Source organism: Leucobacter weissii, from assembly GCF_017565745.1.
Classification (GTDB): Bacteria; Actinomycetota; Actinomycetes; order Actinomycetales; family Microbacteriaceae; genus Leucobacter; species Leucobacter weissii.
The window spans coordinates 131,891-148,267 of the sequence record NZ_JAGDYM010000005.1 but is presented as its reverse complement, the minus strand read 5'-3'; the positions used below and the strand labels follow the sequence as shown (position 1 = coordinate 148,267).

Annotated in this window: 15 protein-coding genes; 2 read left to right on the top strand and 13 right to left on the bottom strand. The window is 69.0% G+C overall.

The genetic code is table 11. The annotated features are described in order from the left end of the window. Nucleotides 1–80 precede the first annotated feature (80 nt). The 13 genes from J4H92_RS05215 to J4H92_RS05155 form a co-directional block, all read right to left on the bottom strand. Complete coding sequence (locus J4H92_RS05215; RefSeq protein ID WP_208096848.1) at nt 81–575, bottom strand: NADPH-dependent FMN reductase; 495 nt, start codon at nt 573–575, stop codon at nt 81–83. A 164-nt stretch (nt 576–739) separates the two neighbouring features. Further along, nucleotides 740–1,519 carry an FCD domain-containing protein gene (locus tag J4H92_RS05210; protein ID WP_208096846.1) on the bottom strand — a complete coding sequence of 260 codons (780 nt, stop codon included), beginning with the start codon at nt 1,517–1,519 and terminating at the stop codon, nt 740–742. Between the two features lie 4 nt (nt 1,520–1,523). Then, nucleotides 1,524–2,993, bottom strand: coding sequence for an APC family permease (locus J4H92_RS05205; protein ID WP_208096844.1), 1,470 nt, complete (start codon nt 2,991–2,993; stop codon nt 1,524–1,526). A gap of 42 nt (nt 2,994–3,035) precedes the next feature. After that, on the bottom strand, nt 3,036–3,854 hold the full coding sequence (locus J4H92_RS05200) for a carbon-nitrogen hydrolase family protein (RefSeq protein WP_243752016.1): 819 nt from the start codon (nt 3,852–3,854) through the stop codon (nt 3,036–3,038). Nucleotides 3,855–3,950: 96 nt separating this feature from the next. Then, nucleotides 3,951–5,198, bottom strand: a complete 1,248-nt coding sequence (locus J4H92_RS05195; protein WP_208096840.1) for a CaiB/BaiF CoA transferase family protein — start codon at nt 5,196–5,198, stop codon at nt 3,951–3,953. Next, on the bottom strand, nt 5,195–6,343 hold the full coding sequence (locus J4H92_RS05190) for a thiolase family protein (protein WP_208096838.1): 1,149 nt from the start codon (nt 6,341–6,343) through the stop codon (nt 5,195–5,197). The genes J4H92_RS05195 and J4H92_RS05190 overlap by 4 nt, the downstream gene beginning before the upstream one ends. 20 nt (nt 6,344–6,363) lie before the next feature. Continuing rightward, nucleotides 6,364–6,759 (bottom strand): Zn-ribbon domain-containing OB-fold protein, encoded by a 396-nt coding sequence (locus J4H92_RS05185; RefSeq protein WP_208096836.1) that lies wholly within the window; start codon nt 6,757–6,759, stop codon nt 6,364–6,366. A gap of 91 nt (nt 6,760–6,850) precedes the next feature. Further along, nucleotides 6,851–7,834: a cyclase family protein gene (locus tag J4H92_RS05180; protein ID WP_208096834.1), complete on the bottom strand. Its 984-nt coding sequence runs from the start codon at nt 7,832–7,834 to the stop codon at nt 6,851–6,853. Between the two features lie 47 nt (nt 7,835–7,881). Beyond that, complete coding sequence (locus tag J4H92_RS05175) at nt 7,882–8,811, bottom strand: oligopeptide/dipeptide ABC transporter ATP-binding protein (RefSeq protein ID WP_208096832.1); 930 nt, start codon at nt 8,809–8,811, stop codon at nt 7,882–7,884. A gap of 40 nt (nt 8,812–8,851) precedes the next feature. Next, entirely contained in the window at nt 8,852–9,850 is a 999-nt protein-coding gene (locus J4H92_RS05170; protein WP_208096830.1) for an ABC transporter ATP-binding protein, read from the bottom strand. 85 nt (nt 9,851–9,935) lie between these two features. Further along, the gene (locus tag J4H92_RS05165; RefSeq protein WP_208096828.1) at nt 9,936–11,501 is read right to left on the bottom strand and encodes an ABC transporter substrate-binding protein; all 1,566 of its coding nucleotides are present in this window, start codon (nt 11,499–11,501) and stop codon (nt 9,936–9,938) included. A gap of 96 nt (nt 11,502–11,597) precedes the next feature. Next, nucleotides 11,598–12,509, bottom strand: coding sequence for an ABC transporter permease (locus J4H92_RS05160; protein WP_208096826.1), 912 nt, complete (start codon nt 12,507–12,509; stop codon nt 11,598–11,600). Beyond that, nucleotides 12,506–13,525: an ABC transporter permease subunit gene (locus tag J4H92_RS05155; RefSeq protein WP_208096824.1), complete on the bottom strand. Its 1,020-nt coding sequence runs from the start codon at nt 13,523–13,525 to the stop codon at nt 12,506–12,508. The genes J4H92_RS05160 and J4H92_RS05155 overlap by 4 nt, the downstream gene beginning before the upstream one ends. Nucleotides 13,526–13,982: 457 nt before the next feature. On the opposite strand from J4H92_RS05155, the gene J4H92_RS05150 reads away from it, so the two are divergent. After that, a complete protein-coding gene (locus tag J4H92_RS05150; RefSeq protein WP_208096821.1) occupies nt 13,983–14,831 on the top strand; it encodes an SDR family oxidoreductase in 849 nt (282 codons plus the stop codon). A 43-nt stretch (nt 14,832–14,874) separates the two neighbouring features. Beyond that, a complete protein-coding gene (locus J4H92_RS05145) occupies nt 14,875–16,374 on the top strand; it encodes an aldehyde dehydrogenase (RefSeq protein ID WP_208096819.1) in 1,500 nt (499 codons plus the stop codon). Nucleotides 16,375–16,377: the final 3 nt, after the last annotated feature.

The window sequence follows — 16,377 nt, the reverse complement described above, 5'->3', positions numbered from 1 at the left end:
GCTCGGCGCTTCGGCGCCGGTCGGAGAGCGACGACGCCGGTCAGAGCGACGGCGCTGGAGGATCCGACCGCGAGCCGGGCCTATCGGGCCAGGTGGCGCCCCTGGGCCGAGAGCCACTCGTCGATGACGGCCTCGCGCTCCTCGAAGCGCGAGGTGGGGAAGGCCAGCCCGCGAGTGGGCACGCTGGCCCCCAGCTCCACGAGCAGGGGGCGGAGCGTGAACTCGACCGCGAGCGCGTGCGCATCAGATCCGATGGTGAACACCGGGATCGCGGTCACGCCGGCGAGTCCGTCGGACGGATACCGGTCGAGGAACGCCTTCAGCAGACCCGTGTAGCTGGCCTTGTAGGTCGGCGTGGCGAAGATCGCGATCTCGGAGCGGCTCACGGTGCCGGAGATCTCGTCGAGGGCCTCGGCCGGCCAGCGGAACACGTCGGGGGCGTGATCGGCGAGGTCCACGACCGCGCCGATCGGCGCGCCGGTGAGCCGGGACACGGCTCCGGCCAGCTCCTCGGCGACGTCCCGCGTGCGCGAGGCGGGCTTCGGGTTTCCTACGACAACAGAGATACTCGGCATCATCACTCCTCGCGAACGTCGTGCGGCAGGAGCCGGAGCGCCCCGGCGCCCCGGCTCCTGCGCGCCTGTCGCAAGACAGGGTAGCCGTCGCGGCCGCGGAGAGCCACCGGGCGCTCAACTCCGCGTAACACCGCGCGCGCGAGGATCCTTGGCAGCCGGCATCCTCACTCGGCGTCCTCGGTCCGAGCACCCCCGGTGAGCCCGACGTACATGGACTCGTGCAGCTCGCGGATGTGGGCCGCGGTCAGGAGCGCGGCCCGGCCCGCGTCGCCGGCCTCGAGGGCCGCGAGGATCTCGCGGTGCCCCTCGTTGCTCTCGTGCAGCAGCCCCATGCTGTAGGGCAGGAAGTACGGATCGAGCGCATCGTTGATCCGAGCCACCAGGGGCTCGGCGAGGGGAACGCGTGCGGCGTCGACCACCCGCCGGTGGAAGAGCCGGTCGGTGTTGCGGAACTCCGCCCAGTCGTCGGTGCGCGCCATCCGGTCGACGCATCCCCGCAGCTGCTCGAGCTCGGCGCCGCTGCGCCGCTCCGCCGCGAGCGCGGCGAACCCCGCCTCGAGCACCGCGCGCTCCTCGATGAGCGCGCGGACCGTCGAGGTGTCGTCGATGAACGACTGCACCGGCTCGTCGGCGGCGTGATGCTCGCCGCCGCGGATGTAGCTGCCTCCGTAGCGTCCCGCGCGCCGGACGACCACGCCCTCCTGCTGCAGCAGCGTCAGGCCCCGGATCACCGAGGATCGGCTGACGCCGAACGCCCGCGCCATCTCCTCGCTGGAGGGGAGCCGCTCGTCGGCGAGCAGCAGCCCCAGGTTGATCGCCATCGTGATCCGCGCGCGAACCGTGTCGACCGCGCTCAGCCGGGCGATGGCGGCGACGCTCGGATCCAGGAGCGATCTCAGCGCGCGCCCCGACGGGTCTGGTTCGGGTGAGGCGGCATCGGGCACAGCCTCAGCTTAGGGGCTGCTCCTCTTGGACGACGCTCTCCAGCTTCAGCTCGACCGTCCGTCCGGCGTCTCTGCGGTTCACGAGCACCCCCACGACCAGGGCGGCGGGCGGGATCAGGGCCAGCACCGTGCTGACGCCGACGCTGCCGCCCGTGACCATGGTGAAGTTGGCCAGCACCAGCCACGCCGCCGCGGTGAGGGCCAGGATCGCCGCGGAGGGCAGCACCAGCGTCGTCCACGGGTTCCTGCGGAGGTTCGGATGGCGCGAGAAGAACACCACGACGGCGATCGTCGTGAGCAGCATCATGAGCACCATCCCGACCGTGGCCACTCCGGCCATGTAGCCGAACACCTCCACGAGCGGGTCCAGGCCGATGACCACGAAGATCAGCACGAGGACGGCCGCGGTCAGGCTCTGCACGAACGAGGAGCGCGCCGGGCTGCGGTGCTCGGGGTGCACCCGGCCGAGCACGGCCGGCAGCGAGCCGATGCGGGCGAGGGCGAACTGATAGCGCGCGACGATGTTGTGGAAGCTGAGGACGCAGGCGAAGAGACTCGTGATCAGCAGGATCTGCATCAGGTCGCGCATGAAGGAGCCCGCATACTGGCCCGCGGTGTCGAGCAGCATGTTCTTGGAGCCGAACAGCGTCTCCTGGGCGACCGCCACGACGGAGCCCGGCCCGGCCGCGATCACCAGCACCCAGACCGAGAGGGTGTAGAAGACGCCGATGATGCCGACGGCGAGATAGGTCGCGCGGGGGATGGTGCGGCTCGGCGTGCGCGCCTCGTCGCGGTAGATCGCCGTCGACTCGAAACCGATGAAGCCCGTGAGCGCGAAGAGCACCGCGACGCCGATCCCCGCGGTGAGGAACACCTGCGGATCGAACGATTCGAGCGACCGCCCCTCGGGCCCGCCGTTGGCGATGACCGCCACGTTGACGACCATCATCACGAGGAGCTCGAGCACGAGCGCGATGCCGAGCACCTTGGACGACAGCTCGATATGCCGGTAGCCGAGGAGGCCCACGATGAGCAGAGCGCCCACCGCGAAGACGGACCAGTGGATCTCCGGCCCGCCGTAGAAGCGGACGAGGTCCATCACCGCCCAGCCCATGTACCCGTAGATGCCTGCCTGGATGGCGGTGTAGGCGACGAGCGCCACGTACGCGGTGCCCATCCCGAGTCGGCTGCCGATGCCCATCGTGACATAGCTGAAGAAGGCGCCGGCCTCCTTCACGTACGGGGTCATCGCGACGAATCCGACGGAGAAGAGCAGCAGCACGATCGAGGCGATGAGGAACCCGACGGGGGCTCCGGCGCCGTTGCCCTGCCCGATGGCGAGCGGGGCGTTGCCGCCGATCACGGTGAGCGGAGCCGCGGCGGCGATCACCATGAAGGCGATGCTTCCGGTGCCGAGGTTGCCGGTGAGCCGGGTGCCGGGAGTCGCTGCCGGCGAGGCGGGAGTGGTGGGCATGGGAACTTCCTTGTTCGTGTCGGCGGTGGCGGTGACGAATGCTCAGGGGGTGGCTCGCGGTGCGAAGAGTTCTCGCCGGACCTCGGAGAGGTAGGTGTTCTGGCGGCGCGCCTCGGCGATGCGCGCGCGGTCGATGCGCGCGGTCAGCAGCTCCGCGCCGTCCGGTCCGGCCTCGGCGAGATGCGCGCCGAGGGGGTCGGCGATGACGCTGCGGCCCACGTAGTCGAAGTCTCCGTCCGTCCCCACCTGGTTGGCGTAGGCCACGTAGACCGACGACTCCCACGCCCGGGTCCGGATGAGGTGCTCGTTCACGAAGGAGAAGGGCGCCATCTGTGCGGTGGGGACCGCGATCAGGTCCGCTCCGTCGAGCGCGGCCGCGCGCACCGTCTCGGGGTACTCGACGTCGAAGCAGATGAGGAGCGCGATCGTGAAGCCGCGGAACCGGGCGAGGGTGACGGGCGCGTCGCCCGGCACGAAGTGCACCCGGTCGAGATCGCCGAAGAGCTGGATCTTCCGGTGCCGGGCGAGCACCTCGCCCCGGTCGTCGACGAGCCAGGCGGCGTTGGCGATCGCGGACGTCGCTTCCCCCAACGGTTCGGGGCCGCCCGCCACGAGCGCGATGCCGCGGCGGCGGGCGATCTCCCGAGCCCGCTCGAGCGGCCGTTCAGCGGCGAGTCGGGCGATGTCCGCACCGATGTTGTATCCGGTGAGGTACATCTCCGGCGCGACGAGCAGTTCCGCTCCGTCGGCGGCGGCGCGCCGCGCGGCATCGTCCAGCGACGCGAGGTTCGCAGCGACGTCCCTCGGAGTGCTGGCCGCCTGCCAGACGGCTATGCGCAGCGACGGAGCCTCGGGATGCATAGCTGACATTCAACCACAATTAACCCAAAATAGGTTAATTAAATTCGGCCTCCCCGACTCGCGTGAGCAGAGAAGCGACCCCGAGCGGCGGGCGAACTAGAAGGAGGCCGTCTTCCGGTCCGGCTCGAGGAGGTTCTCCGGGACGCCGATGACACCGTCCGCGAGGAGTTCCTCCACGTCTTCCCGGGGAATCCCCAGATCCCGCGTGAGCACGCGCACCGTATCCGCGCCGAGCGCCGGCGGATACCTCGCCGGCACGTCATCGGTGCCGACGAAGCGGATCGGCGTGGCGACGTTCTCGAAGGAACCGGCACCGTCCGACACCGTGAGCAGCGTCCCGTCATCGGAGGCGCGGGCGTCCTCGATGGCCTCCAGCACGTTCTTCACCGGGGCCACCGGCACCGAGGCCTCCGTCAGCAGCCCGACCCACTCCTCCGCGGGCTGCTCCGCGAAGCGCGCTTCCAGGATCTCCCAGAGCTGCTCCTTGTTGCGCAGACGGGCCGCGGCATCGATGAAGCGCGCGTCGGAGACGAGCTCCGGCACTCCGAGGACCCGGCACAGCCCCTCCCACATCCGCGGGGTGTTCGCAGTGACGACGAACTCTCTCCCATCGCCGCCGCGGAAGGAGCGATAGGTGGCGATCGAATCGTGGCCGGCCCCCTGCGGCCCGGGCGCCTCGTCGTTCACGACCGTGTAGAGCGCCTGGTACGACAGCATCGCCAGCTGACCGCGCAGCATCGAGACGTCGATGATGCGGCCCCGGCCCGTCTCGCCCCGCGCGCGCAGCGCGGCGAGGATGCCGATCACCGCATAGAGGCCGGCGACCACATCGCCGGCCGGAATCCCGAGCCTCGCGGCCGGCGCCCCCGGGTGTCCCGTCAGGCTCATGACCCCGCTGAGCGCCTGCACCACCATGTCGTACGCGGGTCGATCGCGCAGCGCGCCCTCCTGGCCGAAACCGCTGATCGACGCCCAGACCACCCCGGGATGCTCCTCGAGCACCGCGGACGGGGCGATACCGAGCCGTTCCGTCACGCCCGGACGGAAGTTCTCGACGACCACGTCCGCTCCCGCGATGAGCTGCTGCATCACCGCGAGACCTCGCGGATCCTTGAGGTCGAGGGCCACGCTGCGCTTGTTGCGGTTGTTCGAGAGGTAGTAGGCGCTGACGCCGTCGATCTCGGGCCCCGCGATGGCTCGACTCGAGTCGCCGGTGAGCGGCTCGACCTTGATGATCTCGGCTCCCAGGTCGCCGAGCAGCTGCGTGGCGGACGGGCCGGAGAGGAAGGTGGTCAGATCGACCACCCGTATGCCGCTCAGGGGCGGCTGCTCCCCGCCGCTCATGCCGCCTCGAAGATGTGGATGGTGCAGGCGCCGTGATCGAGTCCCGCGGTGCCGCCGCCGGTGACATGGGTCATGCCCCAGCGCGCGTCCTCGATCTGCCGGGCGCCGGCCTGCCCCGTGAGCTGCCAGAAGGCCTCCGCGACCTGGGCCACGCCGCTCGCGCCGACCGGATGCCCCTTCGAGAGCAGCCCCCCGCTCGGGTTCACCACCACGTCTCCCCCGAAGGTGGTGCGGTCGTCCCGGATGAGGTCGACGGCGTGTCCGCGCTCCGCGAGCCCGAGGATCTCGTAGTAGACGAGCTCCGCGATCGAGAACGCGTCGTGCAGCTCGATCATGTCGAGATCCTTCGGCTCGATGCCGGCCTGCGCGTAGGCGTCTCTCGCGGAATGGTAGCTGATGTCGGGCCACGTCATGTCGCGGAACCCTTCCTCGACATGGCCCGAGTGCAGCACCGAAGCCGCCACGCGGATCCCCGGCTTGGCATCCATCCGGGCCCGCGCCCGCTCGGAGACGAGCACGACGACGGCCGCCCCGTCACCGGTGGGGCAGCACATCGGAAGGGTCAGCGGATCGGCGATGGGCCGGGCGCTCAGGACCTCCTCGACGGTCGTCTCGGTCCTGAACTGCGCGAAGGGGTTCAACGCCCCGTGTTTGCGCGACTTCACGCTCACCAGCGCGAGATCCTCCGGGGTGGCATCGGTGTCGTGGAGATAGCGCGTGGCGCGCATCGCGTAGACCGCGGGCATGATGATGCCCTGCTTCACCTCGCGATCCTCGGGAGAGAGCGGCAGCGCTCCGCCGCCGAACTGCGTCAGCTTCTCCACGCCGATGACGACGGCGACGTCGATCACGCCCTGCGCAATGGCGTTCCGGGCCTCGTGCACGGCGGTCGCGCCGCTCGAGCAGGCGTTGTCGACGTTGACCGTCGGCACCGTTCCCAGCCCGATCTCCTTGCAGATGCGCTGCCCGGTCATCATCCCGCCGTAGGAATGCCCGACGTAGACGGCGTCGATATCGCTCTTCTCGATGCCGGCGTCGCGGATCGCGTCGACGAGCGGCGACACCGCGAGGCCGACGTACGACGAGCTGCGATGCTTGCCGAAGGGGATCATCGCGGCCGATATGACGTAGACGTTTTCGCTCATGTTGCGTTTCTCCTCGTGTTTCAGGCGTCGGCGCTCGTCGTGAAGTACCAGCGGTCGTCCTCGACGACGAGCCGAACCGGCGCGTCGACGCGGAGGGGGGTCCCGTCCTCGAAGAGATCGGCGAGCGTGCGAACCTCCACGCCGTCCAGATCGACGTAGCCGAGGGGGCGGACCTCGCCGGCTCCGGGATGGAGGCGCGTGTATGAGTAGAGGATGCCGGTGCTGGGCAGGGCCAGCCGCGACACTCGACGGCCGACGCAACCGCTGCACACCACCCGGCTGCCGATCATGGTGCGACCGCACTCGTCGCAGCGGGTGCCGATCAGCCGCTTGCCCTCGTCGAAGTCGCCGATCAGGCTGTCGCTCTCGAGGTCGGCGATCGGCTCCGAAACGCTCGCTTCGGTGGTGGTGTTCATGGTGTGTGCTTCTCCTTGTGAGCTGCGTGACGGGAGCAGGGGGCTTGCGAGCCGGATCCGGCGGGGACCGGTCCGTTCCGCGGGCCGGTGGTCAGTAGATCAGTAGGGGGTTGATGAGCACCCCGGTCGAGCGGTGGATGGCGGTGGGCGCCGCGACGAGCTGCCCGACCGAGGTGCCGGCGGCACGGAGCTCGGCCGCGGCGGGACCGAGCAGGGAGTTGTCGACGAGGCAGAGCCCGATCGCCCAGATCAGATCGTGCACCTCCAGCAGATTGCCGGGGTTGCTGCGCGCGTCGTGGAAGTCCCAGAGCACCAGACCCGGATCCTGCGCGGCGAGCCACTGCGCGCCGGACCCGTCGATGCCGGGCCTCGGCTGGAGCACGGCGCCGGGAGTGTAGGAATGCCCAGCGGCCTCGAAGCGATCCCGCCCCTGGTAGACGATCAGGGCGTCCCCCGGTTCCGTGCTCACTCCGGTCGCGGCGAGGGCGGCGGCGAGATCGGCCTCCGTCACGGGCTCCTCGGCGGTCACCCAGTCCGTCCCCCGCACGGCGGGGATGTCGAGCAGCACGCCGCGGGTGGCGATGCCGTGCCGCGCCCAGGCGACCATCGTGTCCTCGTCCTCCTGTGAGGCCCCGACCGGGATGCCACCGTGCCAGGTGCCATCGGCACCGATGTGCGCGAAGCCGTCCATGTGGGTGTTGTGCACGCCGTGCGCATCGTAGGTGATGACGTCGCCGCCGTGCGCCCGCCGACCGTGCACGCCCGCCTGGACTTCGAGGTCGACACTGCCGTGCCCGTCCGGCAGCTCGACGACGGCGAGTGCCTGCCACTGCGCCTTCTCTCGGGCGAGCGCGTCGGCCATCGCCGCGAGCTGCGCCGGTCTGGTCTCGACCTCGCGCTCGAGCGAGACGGCCCGGCCCCGCGCGACGGCGGCGACCCCGCGGAGCCTGGCGGTCTCATCGATGAGATCCACCGAACCGCGGCACGGCGCCCCGGGAGAGTGACGCTTCGCGGCGTGCGCCTCGGCGAGCTCCCGCGCCCAGGGGAGCAGCGGGTCTGGAAGGTCTGCGGTCATGTCGGTGCCTCTCGCGAGCTAGGAAATCGGAACGGGGTCGTCGGTCGTCAGTCGAGTGGGAAGTGGCAGGCGGCGAACTGGCCGGGACGCACCTCGCGCATCTGCGGCTCCTCCATCGCGCAGCGCTCCTGCGCGATGGGGCAGCGCGCCCGGAAACGGCAACCGGACGGCGGCTTCAACGGCGACGGGATGTCGCCCTGCAGCGCCGGCCCGTCGAAACCGCCCTCGGCCTCCGGATTCGGCACAGAGTCGAGCAGGCCCCTCGTGTACGGATGCGCCGGGCGATCGTACACTTCGACCGCGTCCCCGAACTCGCAGGTCTTGCCGAGGTACATCACCAGGACGTTGTCGCTGAAGCTCCGGACCACGCCCAGATCGTGCGCGATGAAGACGATCGTCAGATCGTACTTCTCCTTCAGCTCCTCGAGCAGATTGAGGATCTGCGCCTGCACCGAGACGTCCAGCGCGGAGATCGGCTCGTCGCAGATGAGCAGCCCCGGCCGCACCGCGAGGGCGCGCCCGATCGCCACCCGCTGCGCCTGGCCGCCCGACAGCTGCCGCGGCAGCATGTCGGCGAAGCGCTCGCTCGGCAGCCCGACCTGGCCGAGGATCTCCGGAGCCTCGTCGAGCCGCTCCTTCTTCGAGACCCCGTCGATGGCCGCCCCCTCCATCACGATCTCCTTGACGGAGCGCCGCGGATTGAGCGAGCTGACGGGGTCCTGGAAGATCATCTGCATCTCCCGCCGCAGCTCCTGCATGCGCCGGGGCCCGGCCTCGTCGATCGCCTCGTCCTTGAACCGGACCCTGCCGCCGGCGATCGGGTCGAGACGCAGCACCGCTCGGCCGGTGGTCGACTTGCCGCATCCGGATTCGCCGACGATGCCGAGCGTTTCGCCCTGCAGGAGATCGAAGCTCACCCCCGCAACGGCTTTGAACGCTCCGGCTGAGGTGTGGTACTCGACTTCGAGGTCGTCCACGGACAGGACTGCCGCGTCCCCGCGGAGGTGCGCGTTTCCGCTACCGGCCAACGAGCTCACCTGCTCTCTCTGCTACGGGATGGAAGCACGCGACCGCATGATCCGACACCGTCGCGATCATCGGCGGTTGCCCGCTCTGGCATGTGTCGGTCGCCGCCGGGCACCGTGCCGCGAAGCGGCAACCGGGCGGCGGCTCGGTCGGAGAGGGCAGCGAGCCCCTGATCACGTTGAGCGGCGCATGCCGCTCGTGCTCGATCGTCGGAGTGGCGGCGAGCAGCGCGCTCGTGTACTGGTGCCGGGGTTGCTCGAAGACCGCCCGACTCGCCCCCAGCTCGGCGAGGCGACCGGCGTACATGACCGCCACGCGATCGGTCTGCCCGGCGACGACGTGGAGGTCGTGCGAGATGAGCATCAGCGACATCCGCCGCTCGAGCTGAATCCTGCGCAGCAGGTCGAGCACCTGCCGCTGAATGGTCACGTCCAGCGCCGTCGTCGGCTCGTCGGCGATCAGCAGATCCGGTTCGCAGGCGAGTGCGACGGCGATCATGACCCGCTGGCGCATCCCCCCGGAGAGTTCGTGGGGGTAGGCGCGGAGACGGCGCTCGGGATCGGGCACGCCGACCTCGACGAGCAGGTTGAGGGCGCGGGACTGCGCCTCCGAGCGGCTCACCCCGAGGTGCCGGCGCATCCCCTCCGTGAGCTGACGCTCGACGCGCACCACGGGGTTGAGCGATCGCCCGGGATCCTGGAACACCATGGCGATCTGCTTGCCCCAGATCTCCTCGAGCTCCTTACGCTTCAGATCCAGCAACTCTCGACCGTTGAACCGCACGGATCCGGTGCATGCCGAGTTCGAGGGCATGAGCCCCATGACGGCGCGAGCCATGACCGACTTGCCCGATCCCGATTCGCCGACCACCCCCAGCGCGGCGCCGTGGTCGATGCTCAACGAGACGCCGTCCACCGCCTTCACCACTCCGCGCGGAGAGCCGATGTAGGCATGGAGGTCGTCTACCTCCAGGAGCTTGCCTTCGCTCATTGCGTCTTTTCCTTACGTTTGATCCGACGTGGTAGGGGCGGGCGCCTCGTGTCAGCCGATGCCAGGCGCCCGCTCCGCTTCGGGCCTACTGCTGGAGCCAGACTCCGGCGATCCGGGGCGTGGTGTATCCGTACATGAGGATGCCCTGCACCTGGTCGGTGGTGAGGAGCTCATTGTGGTAGGAGTTGAAGATGATGTAGGGCGCCAACTCCACGAGCCGCTCCTGCACGATCGCGTACTGCTCACGACGCACCTCGTCGTCGTCCGAGGCGCCGGCGGCATCGAGCGCGGCGTCCGTCTCCGGATCGTCGAATCGCGAGTAGTTCGATGCGCCCGCCTTGCTGTGCAGCATGCCCCACAGGCGCCCATTGGGCTCGGAGAACGCCGCCGAAGAGACGGTGAGCTGGTAGTCGCCGGCGGTCGTGAAGACGCCCGCCTCGTTGGCCGGACGCTGATCGGCCGTCACCGACACGTTGTCGTAGCCCTGCAACTGCGACTGGATCGAGTCGAAGGAGCTCTGCGACGGCCCAGGAGTCATCGTGAAGGAGAACGACAGCGGTGCGCCCTCTGCGGCCAGCTCGTCGAACAGTTCCTGCGCCTTCTCGGGGTCGTGCTGGTCGAGCGGGATATCCGAGTAGTACGGCGAGTCTTCGGGGAAGAGCGTGCGCGGCACCGAGGGGTAGCCGCCGCTCGACGCGTCGGCGAGCGCCTCGAGGTCGAGCGCGTGGGCGACCGCCTGGCGGGCGCGCGCATCGTCGAAAGGCGCCTTCTCGGTGTTGAACATCAGCGCGGTGCCGCCGTTGAACTGGTAGTCGTGCGACACGAAGCCGGCCTGCACCGCGCTCTCAGACGTCGAGGCCTCCGAATTCATGACGGCATCCACATCGCCCGTCAGCAGCGCGTTCAGACGCTGGGTCGTGTCGGAGACGCCCTGGATCTCGAGCCCGTCGAGATAGGGCAGCCCGTCCTCCCAGTAGTCGTCGTTGCGAACCACCTTGGTCACGCCGTTCGGCGTCCAGCTCTCGAGCGTGAAGGGTCCGGCGCCGATCGGATTCTTGTTGAACTCCTCGGTGCCCTTCTCGAGCGCGGTCGGCGACGCGATCCACTGCATCGCGTAGACGATGAAGTTCGAGACGAAGCCCGGGTTCGGCGCCGTCATCGTGAGCTTCAGCGTGAGGTCGTCCACGACCTCGATCTCTTCGACCTGGCTCGCGAAGCCGACGCTCGCCGAGCCCAGCTCGGGATCCTGGATCCGTTCCCAGTTGAATTTCACGGCCTCCGCATCGAACGGCGTGCCGTCGGTGAAGGCGATGCCCTCGCGAAGGGTCACGGTGAAGGTCGCTCCGCCGTCGTCGCTCTCGAAGGTCTCGCACATGTGGCACTCCGCCACGCCGGTGTCGGGGTTGGGCACCAGGAAGTCGCCGTAGAGCGCGCTGTAGGTAACCGGGGTGGTCGTCGAGCTGAAGGCCTGCACCGGATCGAAGCCGGCGATGGGAGCGCCCTCGATCAACCGGAGCGTGCCCCCGCTGACCGGGTCGCCGGCCGGCTCCTGGTTACCGTTCGTGGTGGCGCCCCCTCCGGAGCAGCCGGCGAGAACCAGGCACGCCACGGCGGTGAGTGCGGCATATGCAGATTTCCTCTTTGAAATCACGGTGTCCATCTTTCTCTTGTGTGGTGGGTGGGAAGCGGGAAGGACGGTGCCGCTGACGAGCGGGCACGGGCGAGCACTGGACGCATGCGGCACGGCTCAGTTCTGCAGCGTGCGGTCGAAGCGGAGCCGGAGGTGCTCGCCGGCCTGATTGAGGGCGAACACCGTGAGGAACAGCGCGCCCGCCGGCACGAACGTCATGTACGGTTCCGTTCGCAGCACCGCCGCCCCCGAGTTGATCATGCCGCCCCAGCTGGGCGTCGGCGGCGGGATGCCGAGCCCGAGGAAGCTGAGCGACCCCTCGGCGACGATCAGGGCCGCGATGACGAGCGGAAGGTACGCGGCGATGGAGGGGACGACGTTCGGCAGCACCTCTCGGATCAGGATCCGGGAGTTGCTCGCCCCCATGTTCCTCGCGGCCCGCACGAAGTCCCGGCTCGCCCACGCCATCGTGTTCGCCCGCGTCAGGCGGATGAAGGTCGGGGTGCTGCTGACGGCCAGGCCGATGAGGATCACCCAGATGCTCGGCGAGAAGATCGCGGTCATCGCGAGCAGGAGCACGAGCACGGGGAAGGAGAGCACGACGTCGGCGATCAGGGTGATCACCCAGTCGATCGCGCCGCGGAAGTAGCCTGCGATGAGGCCGAGGGTGATCCCGAGGATCACGCCCACCCCGGCCGCGCACGTGCCGACCACGAGCGAGACCTGCGCGCCGTAGACGAGCCTGGAGAGCAGCGACCGACCGACCGCGTCGGTGCCGAGCCAGAGCTCGATCGGCCCGTCGAACGAGGGCGCTTGGCGCCCGGGCCCCGCAACGGCATCGTAGGAGGGAATGGGCAGGATCGGGGCGAAGAGCGCGAGGAAGACGATCAGGGCGATCCAGAAGTAGGAGAACCAGACCAGCGCCGAGAACTGCCTGCGCGGCGGCGCGATGCTGGGAGCGCCCGTACGGGCGACTCCTTCCCGCACCTTCTTACCGGGCCGCACCGTGACACTCGTGGTGGGGATCATGCGGTCACCGCCGGCTTCTGCTCACGCGCCGGTCTCTTCTCACCGGTCTTGCGCCTCCTCGCCTTCGGCGCGCGGCGGACGCGCGGATCGACCAGACCGTAGCCGATATCGACGAGCATGTTCATGACGACGAAGACCAGGGCGATGAAGGAGACCACCCCCTGCACGGCGACCACGTCGCTCGTGCTGACCGCGGTCGCGATGAACTGCCCGAGACCGGGGAGCACGAAGAGCATCTCGACGATGATGGTGCCGCCGATCAATCGCGCCAGGCTGAGGCCCGAGATCGTCAGCAGCGAGAACGACGACGGCCGGAACGCGTGGCGGAACATGACGTAGTTGCCGGAGAGGCCCTTCGCGCGCGCGGCGGCGACGTAGTCCTCGCGGAGCGTGCCGATCAGGTCGGCGCGCAGCACGCGGTGAAAGGCCGCGATCTCGGTGATCCCCGCGGCGAGCGCCGGGAGGAACGCCGCCCGCAGATTGGCTCCCAGACCCTCGTCCAGGGGAGTCCAGCCGAGCGCGGGGAAGGCGTTCAGGCTGACCGCGAAGAAGTAGATGAGGATCGGGCCGGCCACGAAGGCGGGCACCGAGAGGAACACCGAGGTGATGGCGCTGATCCCCCGGTCGAGCGCGCTCCCCGGTCGCGCGGCGGAGAGGATGGCGAGCGGGATCGAGATGAGCAGGGAGATGATCAGGGCGAGGAACGCGATCTCCAGCGTCACCGGCAGGCGCTGCAGGATCGACTGCATGACCGGGATGTGGGTGATCGGAGACGTGCCGAGATCACCCTGCACCGCATGCCACAGCCAGTCGACGTACTGCACGATGAACGGGCGATCGAAGCCCAGCGACGCGTTCAACGCCGCGACGTTCTCCGGCGTCGCCTCCTCGCCCAGGATCGTCTGCGCGACCGAGCCGGGAGCGAGGTGCAGCAGCAGGCTGACGCTGAAGGTGACGAGCAGAAGGACGACGATTCCGTAACCGACCCGGCGGAGGGCGTTAGACCACACGGTCACCTCCCGTGTCCCTCGCCGGCGAGAAGGCCAGCCCGAGCAGCGTGCGACCGCTGCCATGATCCGATGTCACATCGACTCCTTCGTCGTTTGCGTGTGCCGCAGATGCGCAGCCTCGGCACGTCGACCGTGACCGTGCGGGGCCGCCGGCGTCAGTAACCGTACCGTCAATAACGTTCTGTTTAAAAGAACATCAGTTCTGTATTGCGAACTACGGCAAGTTTGCACGAGCGGATCGGCCTTGTCAACACGAGGCCGCCGCAGAGAATCAAGTCGTTACCGCACGGAGATGCACCCCGCCCCACTCGCATTGACTTCACGCCGCACATATGCGAAGATTCAAGATGTTCTGTTGTAGAGACTAATTGTTCCTGAATACAGAACACACACTCGTCCCTCACCCACGACAAGGATGTCTTCTGAAATGACGGATTATCTTGGCTACCAAGGAAAAGTATGTGTGATCACCGGGGCCGCGTCCGGCATGGCGCGGGCGCTGACCGAGGTGCTCGTGGACCTCGGCGCCGAGGTGTACGCCATCGATCGCGTGGATTCCCCGGTCCCCGGGGTCAAGGCCTCCTTCGTCGCTGATCTCAGTGACCAGAACTCGATCGACGAGCTCTTCACCACCCGCCTCCCGCAGGAATTCGGTGCCTTCTTCGGCGTCGCCGGCCTGGCGGGCGTGCACAACACCTTCGCCGAGACCATGACGGTGAACTACACCGCCAACAAGTACCTCACCGACGCCTACCTCGCCGATCGGATCACCACGGGCGGTTCGATCGCCTACGTCACCTCCGCGGGCGGCCTGCGCTGGGAGTACCCCGAGATTCGTGCGGAGCTCGCCCCCTTCACCGATCCGGCCGCGGACTGGGCCGCGCTCACCGAGCGCATCGAGGCGTTCAACGCCGAGCACGGCGGCGAGCTCCCCGGCTTCGTGGGCTACCTGCTGTCGAAGCGCGCACTCAATCTCTTCGTCGCCGAGCGGGTCGAGACCTTCGCCGCCTCCGGCGTCCGCATCAACGCCGTCCTTCCCTCCATGACCTCGACCGGCATGCTCGGCGACTTCGCCGAGCAGCGCGGGGGCATGGACAACCTGAAGGCCGGGAGCACCGGCCCCGCCGGCCGCCTCGCAGAGCCGCTCGACATGGCGCGCGCGCTCGCGTTCCTCGGCAGCGATCTCGGCGGATTCCTCTCGGGGGTCCACCTCGACGTCGACTACGGCATGAACGCCCTCGAACTCGCGGGAATCACCCCCATGCGCACGAACCGCACCCTGGCAGAGATGCTCGCGCAGCGCGCTTCCTGACCCCTCCCGCACTCAGGCACACAGCGAACGAAGGAACCCCGCAATGAGCAACGCATCGAGCATCCGCAGCACCCCCATCGCACTCCGCCACCCCGACAAGTTCTTCATCGACGGCCGGTGGACCGCCCCGAAGCACGACCTCCCGCCCTTCGAGGTGATCGACTCGGCCACCGAAGAGGTCTTCTACACCGTCGCGCAAGCCGGCCCAGACGACATGGACGCCGCGATCGCCGCCGCACGACGGGCGTTCGACCACGGCGAGTGGCCGTTCCTGGAGCACGCCGAGCGCGCCGAGTACCTCCGCAAGCTCGCCGACGGCCTGCGCGCGCGCTCCGAGGAGATGGCGGCGTTCTGGACCCGGCAGACCGGCCCGACCTACGCGATGTCGCAGGCCTCGATGCAGCGGGTGCCGATGGCCTACGAGTTCTACGCGGATCAGGCCGAGAGCTATCCCTGGGTCGCCCCGGGCGAGTCGATGATGTCGAAGTGGGCGGCCGTGGTGGCCGAGCCCGTCGGCGTGGTCGCGGCGATCGTGCCGTGGAACACGCCGCTCTCGCTCGCGACCTGGAAACTCGCCCCCGCGCTGCTCACCGGCTGCACCGTCGTGCTCAAGCTTCCAGCGGAGGCGCCAGGCGAACTGCTGGTGCTCACCGAGGTCGCCGAGGAGATCGGGCTCCCACCGGGCGTGCTCAACGTGGTGACCGGGCGCCGCGGGGTGACCGAGCAGCTCGTGCGCGATCCCCGCGTCGACAAGATCGGATTCACCGGCTCGAGCGAGGTCGGCAAGAAGATCGCCGTCGCGGCGAGCGAACGGCTCGCCCGCTTCACCCTCGAACTCGGTGGCAAGTCCGCCGCCGTCGTGCTCGACGACTACGATCTCGAGAAGGTCGCCGCGGTCATCACCGGCCAGGAGATCTCGCTCACCGGCCAGAACTGCTCGTCGTTGACCCGCGTGATCGTGCCCGAGCATCGGCACGCCGAGTTCGCGGAGATGCTCGGGGCCGCCTTCAGCGCGGTGAAGCTCGGCGATCCCTTCGACGAGGCCACGCAGATGGGCCCCGTGGCGATGCAGCGCCAGCAGAAGAGCATCCTCCAGTACATCGACACGGGCGTGCGGGAGGGCGCGACGCTCGTCGCCGGCGGTCATCGCCCGGAGCATCTCCAACGCGGATGGTTCGTGGAGCCCACCGTCTTCGCGAACGTCGACCCGAACGCGACGATCGCGCAGGAGGAGATCTTCGGTCCGGTGGTGTCGATCATCCCGTCCAAGGACGAGGCCGACGCCATCGCCATCGCCAACGGCACCCCGTTCGGACTGAACTCCGCGGTCTTCACCGACGACCCCGACCGGGCCTGGCACGTCGCCCGCCGTCTCCGCGCCGGCACCGTCGGCCACAACGGCTTCAAGGTGGAATCGCTGCTCCTCGGCTTCGGCGGGGTGAAGGAGTCCGGATACGGTCGCGAGGGCGGCTCCATGGGCATCGGCGCCTACGTCGAGCCGAAGACCGTGCTGCTCGACGACGCCCCCGCGCGCTTCAAGTAAACG

Bases quoted from the DNA above. Each gene is read 5' to 3' on its own strand.
- J4H92_RS05215 (WP_208096848.1), bottom strand. From the start codon at position 575: ATGCCGAGTATCTCTGTTGTCGTAGGAAACCCGAAGCCCGCCTCGCGC.
- J4H92_RS05205 (WP_208096844.1), bottom strand. From the start codon at position 2,993: ATGCCCACCACTCCCGCCTCGCCGGCAGCGACTCCCGGCACCCGGCTC.
- J4H92_RS05200 (WP_243752016.1), bottom strand. From the start codon at position 3,854: ATGCATCCCGAGGCTCCGTCGCTGCGCATAGCCGTCTGGCAGGCGGCC.
- J4H92_RS05195 (WP_208096840.1), bottom strand. From the start codon at position 5,198: ATGAGCGGCGGGGAGCAGCCGCCCCTGAGCGGCATACGGGTGGTCGAT.
- J4H92_RS05190 (WP_208096838.1), bottom strand. From the start codon at position 6,343: ATGAGCGAAAACGTCTACGTCATATCGGCCGCGATGATCCCCTTCGGC.
- J4H92_RS05185 (WP_208096836.1), bottom strand. From the start codon at position 6,759: ATGAACACCACCACCGAAGCGAGCGTTTCGGAGCCGATCGCCGACCTC.
- J4H92_RS05180 (WP_208096834.1), bottom strand. From the start codon at position 7,834: ATGACCGCAGACCTTCCAGACCCGCTGCTCCCCTGGGCGCGGGAGCTC.
- J4H92_RS05170 (WP_208096830.1), bottom strand. From the start codon at position 9,850: ATGAGCGAAGGCAAGCTCCTGGAGGTAGACGACCTCCATGCCTACATC.
- J4H92_RS05160 (WP_208096826.1), bottom strand. From the start codon at position 12,509: ATGATCCCCACCACGAGTGTCACGGTGCGGCCCGGTAAGAAGGTGCGG.
- J4H92_RS05145 (WP_208096819.1), top strand. From the start codon at position 14,875: ATGAGCAACGCATCGAGCATCCGCAGCACCCCCATCGCACTCCGCCAC.